Annotated in this window: 16 protein-coding genes, 1 tRNA gene and 2 pseudogenes; 7 read left to right on the top strand and 12 right to left on the bottom strand. The window is 59.2% G+C overall.

All coding sequences use genetic code 11. The features are described 5' to 3' along the window. Positions 1-114: 114 nt before the first annotated feature. From QZH45_RS08560 to QZH45_RS08540, 5 genes are all read right to left on the bottom strand, one after another. Entirely contained in the window at positions 115-1,047 is a 933-nt protein-coding gene (locus QZH45_RS08560) for a D-2-hydroxyacid dehydrogenase (RefSeq protein ID WP_055135330.1), read from the bottom strand. Positions 1,048-1,169: 122 nt separating this feature from the next. Then, a complete protein-coding gene (locus tag QZH45_RS08555) occupies positions 1,170-1,463 on the bottom strand; it encodes a YcgL domain-containing protein (protein WP_024780406.1) in 294 nt (97 codons plus the stop codon). Then, a complete protein-coding gene (gene rnd, locus QZH45_RS08550) occupies positions 1,460-2,593 on the bottom strand; it encodes a ribonuclease D (protein ID WP_024780405.1) in 1,134 nt (377 codons plus the stop codon). The genes QZH45_RS08555 and rnd overlap by 4 nt, the downstream gene beginning before the upstream one ends. Positions 2,594-2,714: 121 nt before the next feature. After that, positions 2,715-3,356, bottom strand: coding sequence for a class I SAM-dependent methyltransferase (locus QZH45_RS08545; protein ID WP_024780404.1), 642 nt, complete (start codon positions 3,354-3,356; stop codon positions 2,715-2,717). Between the two features lie 69 nt (positions 3,357-3,425). Further along, entirely contained in the window at positions 3,426-5,075 is a 1,650-nt protein-coding gene (locus tag QZH45_RS08540; protein WP_055135331.1) for a phosphoethanolamine transferase, read from the bottom strand. On the opposite strand from QZH45_RS08540, the gene QZH45_RS08535 reads away from it, so the two are divergent. Next, a complete protein-coding gene (locus tag QZH45_RS08535; protein ID WP_155254760.1) occupies positions 5,065-5,241 on the top strand; it encodes a hypothetical protein in 177 nt (58 codons plus the stop codon). The two genes, QZH45_RS08540 and QZH45_RS08535, sit on opposite strands and share 11 nt — an antisense overlap. 23 nt (positions 5,242-5,264) lie before the next feature. Here QZH45_RS08535 and QZH45_RS08530 read toward each other — a convergent pair whose 3' ends face one another. Continuing rightward, complete coding sequence (locus QZH45_RS08530; RefSeq protein ID WP_055135332.1) at positions 5,265-6,647, bottom strand: glutamine synthetase family protein; 1,383 nt, start codon at positions 6,645-6,647, stop codon at positions 5,265-5,267. Between the two features lie 518 nt (positions 6,648-7,165). On the opposite strand from QZH45_RS08530, the pseudogene QZH45_RS08525 reads away from it, so the two are divergent. Beyond that, a pseudogene (locus tag QZH45_RS08525) lies at positions 7,166-7,441 on the top strand (LysR family transcriptional regulator); the annotation flags it as partial. Positions 7,442-7,513: 72 nt separating this feature from the next. Here QZH45_RS08525 and QZH45_RS08520 read toward each other — a convergent pair. Beyond that, positions 7,514-7,876, bottom strand: coding sequence for a 5-carboxymethyl-2-hydroxymuconate Delta-isomerase (locus tag QZH45_RS08520; protein ID WP_055135333.1), 363 nt, complete (start codon positions 7,874-7,876; stop codon positions 7,514-7,516). 126 nt (positions 7,877-8,002) lie between these two features. Then, positions 8,003-8,932 (bottom strand): LysR substrate-binding domain-containing protein, encoded by a 930-nt coding sequence (locus QZH45_RS08515; protein WP_024780399.1) that lies wholly within the window; start codon positions 8,930-8,932, stop codon positions 8,003-8,005. Positions 8,933-9,100: 168 nt separating this feature from the next. On the opposite strand from QZH45_RS08515, the gene QZH45_RS08510 reads away from it, so the two are divergent. Both QZH45_RS08510 and QZH45_RS08505 read left to right on the top strand, forming a co-directional pair. Then, entirely contained in the window at positions 9,101-9,292 is a 192-nt protein-coding gene (locus tag QZH45_RS08510; RefSeq protein ID WP_024780398.1) for a YegP family protein, read from the top strand. 99 nt (positions 9,293-9,391) lie between these two features. Further along, on the top strand, positions 9,392-9,760 hold the full coding sequence (locus QZH45_RS08505; protein ID WP_024780397.1) for a cupin domain-containing protein: 369 nt from the start codon (positions 9,392-9,394) through the stop codon (positions 9,758-9,760). A 20-nt stretch (positions 9,761-9,780) separates the two neighbouring features. Here the strand turns inward: QZH45_RS08505 and QZH45_RS08500 are convergent, their stop codons facing one another. The 3 genes and pseudogenes from QZH45_RS08500 to QZH45_RS08490 form a co-directional block, all read right to left on the bottom strand. Continuing rightward, positions 9,781-10,551: a phytanoyl-CoA dioxygenase family protein gene (locus QZH45_RS08500; RefSeq protein ID WP_024780396.1), complete on the bottom strand. Its 771-nt coding sequence runs from the start codon at positions 10,549-10,551 to the stop codon at positions 9,781-9,783. A gap of 12 nt (positions 10,552-10,563) precedes the next feature. Beyond that, positions 10,564-11,343: a methyl-accepting chemotaxis protein gene (locus tag QZH45_RS08495; protein WP_371923852.1), complete on the bottom strand. Its 780-nt coding sequence runs from the start codon at positions 11,341-11,343 to the stop codon at positions 10,564-10,566. Positions 11,344-11,421: 78 nt separating this feature from the next. Further along, a pseudogene (locus tag QZH45_RS08490) lies at positions 11,422-12,198 on the bottom strand (MCP four helix bundle domain-containing protein); the annotation flags it as partial. Positions 12,199-12,625: 427 nt separating this feature from the next. Here QZH45_RS08490 and QZH45_RS08485 point away from each other — a divergent pair. The 3 genes from QZH45_RS08485 to QZH45_RS08475 all read left to right on the top strand — a co-directional run bounded on the left by QZH45_RS08485 (position 12,626) and on the right by QZH45_RS08475 (position 13,573). Continuing rightward, positions 12,626-12,892, top strand: a complete 267-nt coding sequence (locus QZH45_RS08485) for a hypothetical protein (RefSeq protein WP_024780394.1) — start codon at positions 12,626-12,628, stop codon at positions 12,890-12,892. Positions 12,893-13,004: 112 nt separating this feature from the next. Next, positions 13,005-13,151 carry a hypothetical protein gene (locus tag QZH45_RS08480; protein ID WP_199275587.1) on the top strand — a complete coding sequence of 49 codons (147 nt, stop codon included), beginning with the start codon at positions 13,005-13,007 and terminating at the stop codon, positions 13,149-13,151. A gap of 5 nt (positions 13,152-13,156) precedes the next feature. Next, positions 13,157-13,573 (top strand): type II toxin-antitoxin system YafO family toxin, encoded by a 417-nt coding sequence (locus QZH45_RS08475; protein WP_024780393.1) that lies wholly within the window; start codon positions 13,157-13,159, stop codon positions 13,571-13,573. 221 nt (positions 13,574-13,794) lie between these two features. Here the strand turns inward: QZH45_RS08475 and QZH45_RS08470 are convergent. Continuing rightward, positions 13,795-13,884 (bottom strand) — tRNA-Ser (locus QZH45_RS08470). Positions 13,885-13,905: the final 21 nt, after the last annotated feature.

The following is a 13,905-nucleotide window of genomic DNA, read 5'->3' as shown; positions in this document are numbered from 1 at the left end:
TCTTCAGGCCAAGCGGCGGCGACTGTCGGTAAGGCGATTGGCCGGAGGCAAACTCCACCCTGTAATCCTGCACAGATCGAAGCCCGCTCCCACAATGGATTTTTTTGGGGGGGGTCAATAGCCCCGGGTGAAATCCACTTCCCCGCGCAAGGCCTTGCCGGCCTGGTAGGCACGCAGGTTTTCCAGGAACAGTTGCGTCATCAGCGGCGGCGACGTCGGTGCCGAGCTGTGGCCGGTCAACAGCAAGCCCCATGCCGTCCAGAACGGATGACGCTGCGGCAGCGGTTCCTGACGACAAACGTCGATCACTGCGCCGGCCAGGTGCCCGTCTTTCAAGGCTTGCACCAGGTCCGCGTCCACCACGGCGACGCCGCGTCCGGCGTTGATGAACAATCCGGTGGGCTTGAATTGCTTGAACAGCGCCGCGTCGTACACGTCATGGGTATGCGGCGTATTGGGCAGCAGGTTGATGACGTAATCCACTTCGCCGACCAGACGCGGCAGATCCTTCATCGCCCCGACCTCGACAAAAGGGGCCAGCTCCCTGGCCTCGCTGGCAATGCCATAGAGTTGCACACCAAACGGCACGAGGAACTGCGCCACCCGTTGACCGATATCACCGGTCCCGACGATCAGCGCCTTGCGCCCCGCCAGCCCCTGCCCCTGGCGGTTGTCCCACTTGCGCTCGACCTGGCTGACCAGCCGCGCCAACACCTCGCGCTCATGGCCAAGCATGTAGGTAAGCACGTACTCAGCCATCAACTGACCGAAAATACCTACCGCCCGGGTCAACCGGTAATCGCGTGTCAGCCCCTCGGCCAACAGTGGCGTGATGCCCGCCCAGGTCGATTGCAGCCACTGGGGCCGATGGCCCTGGCGCAGCAGGGTAGCCAGCAGATCGGGCTGGCCAAACCAGACCGGGCAATCGGCGGCCAGCCGGGATAATTCAGCGGAGTCACCGCTGGTCAGCACTTCAATATCGGGCGCCGCCTGGCGCAACAGTTGGGCATATACCGCGTGGTCGTGTTCGGCAATCAGAACGCGCATGAATCAAACCTTTAAAAACAGTGCAGACGAACGCCGACAGAGTGTCGCTCCATCCATGCGGCGATCGTCAAAAAATTCCAATGTGTCTCCAGGGATCCCTGGACGGGTACCCCGGTACGGCGTCAGACCGGGTCGTTGCGTCGCAGCAACTCTTCAGGCAAATGCTCGATGTACTCTTCTTCGGCCGGTGGCATCTGCAGGTGATAACCCTGGGTGTCCAGGTTCTCCAGCACCTTGTTGATGTCCTCCCGGGACAACTGCCGCTCAGGACTCAAAACCAGATCGAAGGCATGGGTCGCCTTGCCAAAGGCCGCCATCAACGGCTCGGGCACGCGCGCCAAGGCATCACTCTTGAGCACATACAGGTACATCTCGTTTTTCTTCGAGCTGCGGTAAATGGAGCAGATACGTTTCAAGGCTGTTCTCCGGCAGTGGCCAGGCTGTCGAGCAACGCCTGGCCCATCAGTTCGCGACGCCAGCCACGCAGCGAATCAGGCAATTGATAAGGGCCCTCGGGGAAGCCGCTCTTGATCAGCGCTTCGAGGGTTTTCTTGCGTAGCATCAGTTCCGGTGCAATACCCAGGCGTTCGGCTTCAGCTTGCCCCAGGGCCCGCAGACGCTTGACCAGTGCCGCGGCCTCGATGGGCAACGGCTCGGCCACGGCCGGCGGCCATTGCTCTGGCGGCACACTGGCAGCGCGCTTGATCAGATCCAGCAGAAACTCGCCGTCCTGACGCACGGTGCGCGGGTGCATGTCTTCGATTTTCGCCAATGCGCCAAGATTATCCGGCTGGGTGCGGGCCAGGGGCCACAGCGAATGTTCGCGAATGATGCGATTACGCGGCAAGTCACGGGCCCGCGCCTCGCGCTCGCGCCAGGCGCAGAGCTCTCGCAGTACGGCCAGTTGTGCGCGGGAGAGTTTCCAGGCCAGCTTGGCTTCGCGGTACACCTCATCGGGATCGACTTCGCGGCGCAGGTTGGCGACCAGCTCAGCACCATCCTCCAGGACCCAGGCGTACTTCTCATCCGAAAGCCTGGGACGCAGTTGTACGAAAACCTCAGCCAGATGCACCGCATCTTCTGCGGCATAGCTGATCTGTGTTTCGGACAGCGGCCGCTGCAACCAGTCGGAGCGAGTCTCGCCCTTGGGCAACTCGATGCCCAGAACCTCCTGCACCAGCCGCGAGTAACCCATGGAGAAACCCAGGTTCAGGTACGCGGCAGCCAGTTGAGTATCGAACAACGGCGCGGGCAGGCTGCGGGTCAGGCGCAGCAGGACCTCAAGGTCTTCGCTGCAGGCGTGCAGCACCTTGAGCACAGCCGGGTTTTCCAGTAATGCCGCCAGGGGCTGCCAGTTGTCGATGGTCAAGGGGTCGATCAGGAAGGCACGCTTGCCGTCGCCGATCTGCAGCAAACCGGCGATGGGGTAAAAGGTGTCGACCCGCATGAATTCGGTGTCGAGGGCGACGAAGGGCAACTGCTGCCATTCGGTGCAAAACCGACCGAGGCTATCGTTGTCGCGAATCCAGTGAATATCGATGGCCACACGGCTCTCCCTTGAAGAATGGCGCGCAGTATATATCGCCGTCAGCGATTGCGAGCATCCATAGAGCATGAGCCTGAGAGAAATCGCCTGCGCAACGGCAAGAATAGTCCTACATTGAAAACTAACTGGTCTTACGCAACACATAAACCCGCGTCAACGCAAAACCAGGCAGAAAGTCTTGGTGCCACAGCACGTTGAAACCGGCCTGGAGGAACTCGGCCTCGACATCGGCCTTGCCTGCCAGGTTTCGGTGTGGCGGGTGACCAAGTTTGAAACGCCCGTCGATTTGTACCGACACGATAACCGTGTCGCGACTGACCCGAGCAAACTCGCGCAGCAGCGCCAGGCGATGCTCACTGGCACTCACGTGGCGAAACAATTGCAGGCAACAAATACAATCCACCGCGTTTTCCGACAGCCCGATGGTAAACGCCGAACTCGGAAAGGTCTTGACCCGCTTGAGCAATGCGCCGCCATGGTGGGTAAGCGCGTGTTCGAGCATGTCCGCAGATGGGTCCGCCGCCAGGATCACCCGGTTGGCATGTTCGGCCAGCACTGGCCAGAACCGCCCCGCCCCGCACGCCACGTCCAGCACCAGTCCCGGCTCACCGGCCACCTTCAGGGCGTTGCGCACCATGTGCTCATCGCGCCAGAACGCCAGGCGCAGCCGTCGAGGCGCCGGCCGGGAGCAGACTTGCGCATGCTCTTGGTCGTGATGCCTGGCGAACTCAAGTTCGACGGTGGAGGGGGGTAGCCCGGACATACAAACGGCTCTTGGAAAATGGACAGATGACAGGTTAAACGACGCGGCGTGAAAAAAAGGTGTAGGCGATCACTTGCGCGCCAACACACCATCAATCACCGCGCCGCGGCAACCAGCGAACAGATCCAGGTCCCGGTTATAGACCTTGCTGTTGACCTCCAGCAACCCGAGCATCGAGTGGAACAGGTTGTCCTGGCTCAAGGGCTTTTCCCGACTCGACTGCAGGCAATGCGTATCCACTGCGAAGGACTTCTGATAGGCGTCGGAAAACCAGGCGAGCATCGCCACATGTTTCTGCTGCTCCGGAGCAAGCATGTAGGGCGTGCCATGGAGAAACAGGTTGTATTCGCCCAGGGACTCACCATGGTCCGACAGGTACAGCATGGCCGTATCGACCTTGTCCTGATTGGCCCGTAGCAGATCGATCAGGGTCGAAAGAACGTGGTCGGTGTACACCAGCGTATTGTCGTAGCCATTGACGATACTTTCGCGACTGCAATTGTTCAGCGCGTTGCTTTCGCAAACCGGCGTGAAATGCTCGTACTCCTTGGGATAACGCTTGAAGTACTCAGGCCCGTGACTGCCCATCTGGTGGAGCACCAGCACGGTGTCCTTGTCCAAGGTGTCGATGAAATGCTGCAGCCCCTGAAGCAGGATCTCATCCCGGCACTCGCTGTTGGCACACAGGGTCGGGTCCTTGAGATTGCTCACATCCTGCAGGGTAACCCGGTCGCAGGTCCCTTTGCAGCCGGACTGGTTGTCCCGCCAGATCACGTCCAGACCGGCGCGCTGGAGCACATCCAGCAGGCCTTCTTCATGCTTGGCCTTGCTGGCGTCGTAGTTCTTGCGGCCCATATTGGAAAACATGCACGGCACAGACACGGCGGTTTCGGTACCGCAGGAATGCACGTCAGTGAAAGCGATCAGGCCGGCCTCGTGATTCAACGTCGGCGTGGTGTCACGGTTATAGCCGAGGATGCCGAAGTTCTCGGCGCGAGCACTCTCCCCTACTACCAGTACGGTCAGGGACTTGCGAGCGTGGGTCTGCCAGGCCGGATTGCGACTCGCATCCTCGCCCAGCTTGATGAACGGTTGCTTGGCCGACACGACCTGCTCGCGCAGGTAGCCGACCGAAGCACCAATGTAGTTACTTGGCACGATCATCAGGCGCAATTCGTGATGGTTGCGAAACAGGGAAGACAGCCCCTGGTAATTCGCCAGGGCAACCACGCCAATCATCGCCGCCGAAGCCACACCGACCAACAGCTTACTTAACAACTCTTTGGGCCAGCTACGGTACTTGATTGGTGTCTTGAACAATAACCAGGAAGGCAAGATGCCAAGTAACCCGAGATAGACAAATAACTTCAGCGACAACAGGTCACGGACTTCGGTGGCATTGGTTTCGGCAAAGTTGCGCAGCATGCCGACATCAATCATCACACCGTATTGGGCCATGAAATAAGCCACGCTGGCGCTGATCAGGAACATCAGCATCAATACGGGCTTGAGCACCGGGCGGAACGCCACGAGCGTCAGCACCAGGTTGAATGCGCAGAGAATCATCACGCCAAAGGCCGCGCACATCAGCAAGCCCCGACCGTCAACTGTCGTAATCGTCAGCAAGTGCTGCCAGAGAACGGCGTTGAAGCCAACTAAAAAAAAGGCACTGGCGAGCAGCGTCACCCACTCCGGGCGCACGGCTTTAATGGTCAGCATGATGGTGGGCGTTTTCCTGAAAGTTGCTTTTTGGAGAAGAAGCGCCTTAGAAAATGTGAAAAATACGTTTTCTACGGCAGCACAGACTTTAGGCAGCCCACCATCAATTTTTCGTGAAAAAGTTGCTATTAAATTATTATTTAAGTGGCAAGCGGCAGGACCATGACCTGCTTGCTGCTTGCAACTGCTTCAAGCCCAATTCAGATACCAACGCCAGTCCTGCTCCCCCACCTCGCCCATGAACTGACGGTATTCAGCGTGTTTGACCGCCAGGTAAACGCCAAGGAATTCGCCGCCGAAGGCTTCTCGCGCCCAGGCCGAAGCCTCAAGCGCGCGCAGCGCGGTGAGCCAATCGGTGGGCAGTAGTCCGGTCGCTTGTGCATAACCATTGCCTTCAATGGGCGCAGCGGGATCGCACTGCTCCCGTATACCAAGATGGATGCCGGCCAGTATCGCCGCAGCCGCCAGGTACGGGTTGGCGTCAGCGCCGCAGACGCGATGCTCGATGTGCCGCGAAAAAGCCGGACCACCTGGCACCCTCAAGCTCACGGTGCGGTTGTCCACCCCCCAGGTCGCCGAGAGAGGCGCGTAGCTGTTGCTCTGGAATCGGCGGTAAGAGTTGGCGTTCGGACAGAACATCAGTAACGAATCGAGCAGTGTGTCGAGCATCCCGGCTATCGCCCAGCGCAGCAACGGCGTGCCATCGGCGGCCTCGCTGGCAAACAGGTTGTTGCCCTCGCGGTCCGCCAGGCTGACGTGCATGTGCATGCCGGAACCCGCCAGATGATCGAAAGGCTTGGCCATGAAACACGCCACCATGCCATGTCTATGCGCCACGCCCTTGACCAGTCGCTTGTAGCGCACCGCTTCATCCATGGCTTGCAACGCATCGATGCGGTGCTCGAGGGTGATTTCCACCTGACCGGGGGCATATTCGGAAATGGCCGTGCGAGCCGCAATGCCCTGGAGTTTGCAGGCGGCATAAAGGTCCGCCAGGAACGGCTCGATCTGCTCCAACTCGCGCAAACCGTAGACCTGGGTAGCGCGCGGCCGGCCACCATCGGCATCCCGCGCCGGTTGTGGCCGCCCCTGGCTGTCGCGTTGCGCGTCCAACAGATAGAACTCCAGCTCCGCCGCCATCACCGGGTAATAGCCATCGGCCTGCAAACCCTCGATCACCCGGCTGAGCAGATAACGCGGGTCGGCGATGGCTGCCGGCATGCCCTCCCGAGGATGCATGGCGACCTGCACGGCAGCGGTGGGGATCAGCCGCCACGGCATGCGCTGCAAACTGCCGCTGATGGGATAGGCCCGGCAGTCGATGTCCCCGACATCCCACACCAGCCCCGAGTTTTCCACATCGTCGCCATTGACGGTCAACCCAAGAATCGTGCTCGGCAGCGGACGACCACTTTCATAGACCGCCAGCAATTCATCCCGATGCAGCAGCTTGCCCCTGGGCACGCCGTTGTTGTCGAGGATGAACAGTTCGAACAGTTCGATATCCGGGTGCTGGGCCAGGAATGCCCGGGCGTGTTCAACGGGCGCGAAAGCAGGATTGGCATTGTTCATTAGAATGCTCGTATTTTCATGTCGGACGGACACCAAGGCGCCGTCAATCTGTGCCCGCAATGAGCGGACGTCGTGAAGGGATCAACAGGAAATACGAATGTCCGGAGGACGGGCATGGCGACAATGCCATAGGGCCCAGAAAGCCAGTTCGGAGGGCAGCGCGGAAAGTGACGGTGCGAAGACAGGCGTGAGTCGACCGACCGGACCGACCTCGGCAAATGATGGGTACAGGAATGCTGCGGGCCGACCGTCCATAAACGCATCACAGTAAACACACCCCGCGAGCGTCCCACGCCGCCCCGGGTCGTTAAACCCGGATTTGATGGAGCGTGGATGGGAATGCGCTAAACAATCCACCTAGTGCCAAAGACGTGCTGTTCGTCGTGTTCCCTACATTATCTGTCCCGTTCCCGACAGCGAAACAGCCCCCACGGCATTCACTTGGGACCATCGTTCCGTTAGGATCACGGATCTTGTTTGCGCAAGATCCGCGCAAGGAGCACAGCGAGAAGCAATGGATGCTAATAAACAGTAACTCTCTCAGAAAGCTCGATATGCAGGACCTCATGGTGTTTAGCGCCGTGTACGAACAAAGCAGTGTCAGCGGCGTGTCCGAGGCACTGTGTGTCAGCCAGTCAACGGTGAGTTACTGCCTGAAGAAACTGCGGACCTGCTTCAAGGACGAACTGTTCATCAATACCCGCACCGGCATGCGCCCCACGTTCAAGGCCGAAGGCATGTACGCTCATGTGCGCACCATCCTGCAAAGCATCAACCTGTGCCACGCCGGTGCCGGCTCCCCCCTGCCGGATCGCCTGGCTGTGCGGACAGGCGATCGAGGCCGGCAGCCGGCTGACGCCTGAACCTCAGTTGTCGAGGATGGCCTTGGCGTAGCAGCCGCGATCCATATCGACGATCTCTACGCTGAACTGCACGCTGAGACCGGCCGGCCATGGGCCCAGGTCCTGGACCACGGTCAACAGACTCTCCCCCAGCTGCTTCTTGATTTCCGGCGAACGACCGCTCAACAACGCCAACTGCACATGCACGAAACCACGCTCGCCCAAACCGGTGCCCACCCGGAAATGCTCGACCTTCACGGCCCGGCTCTTGATGTCCGCCTCCGCGAACTGACCGGACGCCACCAGGGTGTTATTCAAGCGCAACAGTGCGACGTCGGCGTTAAGCTCGGGCAGGTTGGCGGTGTACTCGATGTGCAGGTGAGGCATGTGTTCGACTCCTGTTCGAAATGTGACGACGCGAATTCAGCCGACGCACGATACCCCTACTTGGCGCTCAAGCACAGAACCCTATGGCAAGGGAATTAGCGAAGCGCCACGTACAGCGTTATTGCTTTAACCGACCGCTTGCCCCGATACCCCGCGCTCACTCATGAACGCCTCCAGCCGGGAGCGCAACCAGCGCTCCGCCGGGTCACTGTCGACATGGCTCAGCCAGACCATGGACAGGTCCAGGGTCGGGGTCTTGAAGGGGAAGGGTTCGCTGAACAACTGGCCCGAAGCAGCCATGGCGACGGCGGTGTAGTCCGGCAGACTGGCAATCATATCGGTTCCGGCCAGCAACGCCGGCAACGCGCTGTATTGCGGCACGGACAAGACCACCTGACGCTTGCGGCCGATCTCGGCCAGCCATTCGTCAGCAAATCCGGCCACGTTCGCGGTATGGGACACCAGCACGTGGGGCCGCGAACAATAGTCGTCCAGGGTCAGCGGCGTTTCCGAGGCGTCAGCCCGCAACACGCAAGGCTGGATGTGTCGCAGCAATTTACGCTTGGCATTGGCCGGCAGCCCGCGGGTCTGGCTGATCCCCACGGTGATGTCGCCCGACGCCAGCAAATCGGGAATCCGCCAGTAATCGACGTGCTGGACCACGAACACCACCTGCGGCGCTTCCTGGCGCAGGCTGCGCAACAGCGGTGGCAACAGGCCGAACTCGACATCGTCCGACAGGCCGATGCGAAACGTCATGTTGCTGCTGGTCGGGTCGAAATCGTGGGTCAGGCTCAGGGCCACCGACAGCGAGTCCAATGCCGGCGACAGGTGCTGGATAATCTCCTCCGCCCGCGCAGTGGGCTCCATGCGATGGCCGACGCGGATGAACAACGGATCGTTGAACCGAGCGCGCAATCGGTTGAGGGCCGAACTGATGGCTGGCTGGCCCAGGAACAGCTTTTCTGCCGCCCGTGTCACATTGCGCTCCAGCATCAGCGTTTCGAAAACCACCATCAGGTTGATGTCAGCCTTGCGCAATTCGTTGCGGTTCATGCTTATTGCTCCCGGCTCGAGTCGGTTCGAGCGAACGCTGTCATTATCGGCAATAATTCATAACCATTGGAAACGTATTTCCAATAGCGAAAACTTTCAGCTTGGCTAGGCTTTCGACGACATGTTCAAAAACATGTCTTGAATGAGTCAATCGCAGGGAGCGAACCGATGTATTTTGAAATCTACAGACAGACCCGAGGCAACCAGAGCAGCGGAAAAGGCCAATGGCGCTGGCGCCTGCGCGCAGGTAACCACGAAACGATCGCCAGCGGCGAATCCTATGTGAACAAGGCTGACTGCCTGCATGTCATAGGGCTGATCAAGAACGTCCAGGGCGAGACGCCAGTGAAGGAAATCTGAAGCAGCGTTGCACCATTACCCCTATGAGCTGCTCCGCCGGGCCCAGCCTGTCGAGCAGCTTGTTGCGGCCCATCCAAGTCCCACAGCGAGCATTGCGCGATGGCTACCCATGAGTCCCCTGTCAACTTTGCCCAGAAATACGCCCTGTTCCAGGATCAGTGGGCCCCCAAGGTCGTGGCTGAGATGAACGACTACCAGTTCAAGGTCGCCCGGCTCGAAGGTGATTTCGTCTGGCATTCCCATGCCGACACCGATGAAACCTTCATCGTGCTGGAGGGCGAGCTTCGTATCGATTTTCGCGACGGAGCGGTGACGATAGGCCCTGGCGAGATGTACGTCGTCAAGAAAGGCATCGAACACAAGCCCTGGGCCGCACAGGAAGTGAAAGTGTTGCTGATCGAACCTCGTGGGGTCATCAACACGGGGGAAACCCATGAGCGAACGGCAGACAACGATGTCTGGATCTGACTGGAATCGGCAGCGGAGAATCAGTCGTACTCAGCCTCCTGATGCTCGCCCAACAGGCGCCGCTGGCGAGGTGACGCGGCCGCCAGGACGGCCGGGTTGAATTGCCAGTGCAGGTAAGGCGAAAACTTCTGCGCCACCATGCGTCGGCCATAGTGCACTTGCAGCAGGTAACGCGTGCGGTCGGCGGTCTGGTTGTCGCTGCCGGCATGCCATAACTCGCTACGCAACACCAGCACATCGCCAGCACGACACAACACCGGCTGCGCAGCATGCCCCGACCACTGGGTTTCACCCGCCACGGGTGCCCGCCCCGCCCGGTGGCTGCCGGGGATGACACGGGTCGGGCTCAAGTCGGCATCGATGTCGTCGAGATAGAACTGCGCGGTACAGATCTGCATCGGCAACTCGAAGGCGGGGTCGACCAACAGGCTTGGCGGCAACGCCATCGGCAGGTAATCCAGATGCAGGGGCGCCCCGATGAAACCGGGATGGCAACGCCAGGCCGTCTGGCCGATGACGTGACAATCATCCCCCAAGGCCGCCTCGGCCAGTTCGATCACGCCGTCCACGTCCAGAAATGGCAACCAGAATGGGTCGCGGTTGAAAACGCATTTGTAATGATCGATGACACCGCTGTAGTCCCAGTGCAGGGGTTTGAGCCGGTCGATTGCCTGGCGCACCGCTACGATTTGCGCGGTGTCCAATACTGCCGGCAACAGCACGAAGCCGTCCTGATGCAGGGCCCGCAGGCGGTCACGGGTGAGTGCCGCCTGGGACTTGCGGGTAGACACGGTGGTGCCGACTCAGGTGCGGAAGCGGCCGGTGAGTTCCGCCAGACTCTTCGACAGAGTGGATAGCTGCCGGCTGGCCTGCATGCTCTGGGCGGAATTCTCTGCCGCTTCATTGGACAGGTCGCGGATGTCGGAGATGTTGCGGGCAATCTCCTCGGTAACGCTGCTCTGCTCTTCACAGGCGTTGGCAATCTGCGCAGCCATGTCGTTGATCCGCTGTATCGAGCCACTGGTGCCGCTGAGCACCTGATCGACGCCCGCGGCGCGCTCGACGCTGTCGCGGGCCTTGTCGCTGCCGGCCTGCATGGCTTGCACGGCCTTTGCCACACCGCTCTGCAGCCGTTCGATACGCACCTGGATGTCCTTGGTCGAATCCTGGGTACGAGCCGCCAGGGCCCTGACTTCGTCGGCAACGACGGCAAAACCGCGACCCTGCTCACCGGCCCGCGCAGCCTCGATCGCGGCGTTCAGCGCCAGCAGGTTGGTCTGTTCGGCGATGCCTCGAATCACCTCGAGAACGGCACCGATGCTGGAGGTTTCCTGGGCCAAAGCGCCAATGGTACCCGAGGCGCTTTCCACCTCCTGGGCCAGTTGGCGGATCGACTCAACAGTGCTGCTGACCACTTCGGCGCCGTCACGGGACTGGCTGCTGGCTTGTTTGGCGGCGTCCGAGGCGTTCACCGCGCTGTGCGCCACCTCATGCACGGCCGCGCTCATCTGGGTGGCGGCGGTACTGACCTGATCCAGCGCCGCATGTTCGCTGCTGATCAGTTGATCATTGGTCGCGGCCATACTGGCCATGGTGCGGGCCGCGGCATCGACCTCCCCGGTCACCCGGCCTACCTCGGCAATCAGCGGCTGGAGCTTGTCGAGGAAACGGTTGAAAGCACTGCCAAGCTGCCCCAACTCGTCAGCCGAACGTACTTCAAGGCGCCCCTTCAAATCACCGCCGCCCTCGGCAATCTGCTCGACGCGGTGAAGCAGCCGACGCATGGGATGCAGCACCACAAGCGGCAGGACAAAAACCAGCAGGATGCACCCGAGCAGGCCGATCAACAGAATCCCACCCTGTTGCCGCCCCACCGCCTCGCCATGGTCGATCGCCGCCTGCCCCTCGTTAAGCGACGCCTGATCCTCCAGCTCGCCCAGCTTGTCGATAGCATCGCGCATAGTATCGAACCGGTGTTCGCTGTCGCCGAAACTCAGGGCACTGGCCGCCTGCGGATTGGTCGCGGCCTGCTCGACCACTTGCCGCGACAGCTGCGTCCACTGGGCAAAACTGTCATCGAACTGTTTGACCAGCGCCAGCGCCTCGGCCCCCGGCTGCATCGCCGCGTATTTGTGCACGCGATCATAGGCCTGCTTCATATTCTCGGCATGGCTGGCGCGCAGTGCTTGCACATGGTCGCCCGCATTGCCGACAAGCAGGCTGCGCTCGGCCACAAACGCCTGGTAGAGATCGCGGTCGGCATTAAGCAGCAGACTGATGGCCGGCAGATAACGCTTGGTCAATTCCGTACTGGAGTCAGTCACCTGATCGATGCCACGCACGCCCGTCCAGCCCATCAACACCAACAGCAACGCCAGGAAAGCGATTGGCAAGGTGATTTTCCAGCGAAAGCCCAGGTCGGCGAAAAATCGTGGCATGGGTGTCACTCCTCTTTAAGGTATGCCCTACCTATCGGCAGGATGTGCATTCTGCTAGAGAGACATTAGCCCAATTGTCACAGGGTGGTGACGAACGGTGGAGGGACTTTTTTCTTACGCCCTGCGCCTACGCAATTCAAAGAATCGTCTTACACACCATCTTATTGATGATCTCGGCAGAAAAACCCATAGTTCAGGTGCCGTCGCAAGACGACTCGGGTTTGGCGACTCGAAGACAAATACGCAGAAACCTCCCGCATGTTTGCGGATTGCTTCTGCGCGCAATATGCTGCTTTCCGGTGGCTGTGCGCGGGAGATCTTCGGATCTGCCGGTCTTTCCATTTGTCCCGGTTCGCCAACCTGCGTACAGCCACCACCTTTTTCGTTTGGCGACGATTAAGTTGGCTTCAATCAAATGGAGTTCCAAATGAACAAATACATGGCTCTTACAAGCAATGCCGATGATCAACCTCTCTTCGTCGACACCACTGCTCCTTTACACATATTGCTCGACACGGCAGGCTATAGAATACGCGCTGTAACCCAGCTTTTAGAAAACCTCGCGATGCGAGGAGACATTTCAACCGACGCAATCATACTTCAAGACTTTGCGCAACTGTGCTGCATTCCCTTAAGGGATGGTTGCGACGTGCTAGACGTCATAGCACGACGACTGGATGCAGAACCTGCTTAATAGAAAAGCCCCCAGCAAGCCGCGGGGGACTTGTGCCCCCGACCTCTCATTGCCCGGATACGATTATTCACATAAGCTGATCAGCATGAATACACAGACCTCGGAGGCTCCGATGGCCACCACAAAAAAAGCCGATAAACCGCAGAAAAAAGTCATTCACGACGAGCTGACTTTTCTTGATGTCAGGCAGGCCGCGCGTGATGGGCAAAAAGCATTCGATAAATTTGTAATCACTGGCAAGCTTCCTATTACAAAGTAGGCCTGATGCCAGCCATTAAAATTTCCGCTCTGTTTGAAGAAATACATAACTGGAAAAACTTCGCCGCACACTTTTACAACTACAAAGTATGCGGCGAAATCCCAGCCATCTTCGGCAGGGATGAAGGGCTCGACTTGAGCGAGATGTATCACATTCATCTCGCGAGCACTGAAAAGACACAAATCCGCTGGGCAAAAATGGATAGTCAATACTATCGCACCGCCTTGAAAGACGATCCAGCCAATGACTTCTGGCTGATCTATGCATACGATGATCTCAGAGATGAATATCTGTTGCTGACAATTACTGGACCCGATGCTCATAGTCGTTCGCAATGGGGGTCGTTCTTGCGTACGATTCATCGCGACATCGTGGAGCCTTGGGTATTGGGCAAGATCGTGTTTCCTGATCTGGATGATTAGTCCAGAAACCCAATGGTTATCGTTGATAAATCCCGTACGGTAATGCAGACGTGACGAGGGGGCTTGCTCCATGTGAGTACGGAGCGCTCACAAAGCGGGGTCGCTTTGCAGCCCAGATGTGTCTACTGCTCGACGACATGAACCGCGGAGCATTAAAACGCCAGAAACGAAAAAGCCCCTGAAATGTTCAACCATTTCAGGGGCTTAGTCGTATTCAATAATGGCGGAGAGATAGGGATTTGAACCCTAGGTACTGTCGCCAGTACAACGGATTTCGAATCCGTCCCGTTCGGCCACTCCGGCATCTCTCCAGTGGCGCGCATCATACCAGC

The sequence above is a fragment of the Pseudomonas corrugata genome (assembly GCF_050920615.1).
GTDB classification, from domain to species: Bacteria; Pseudomonadota; Gammaproteobacteria; order Pseudomonadales; family Pseudomonadaceae; genus Aquipseudomonas; species Aquipseudomonas corrugata.
The sequence above is the reverse complement of the archived record's forward strand: the minus strand, read 5'-3'. Positions and strand labels throughout refer to the sequence as shown.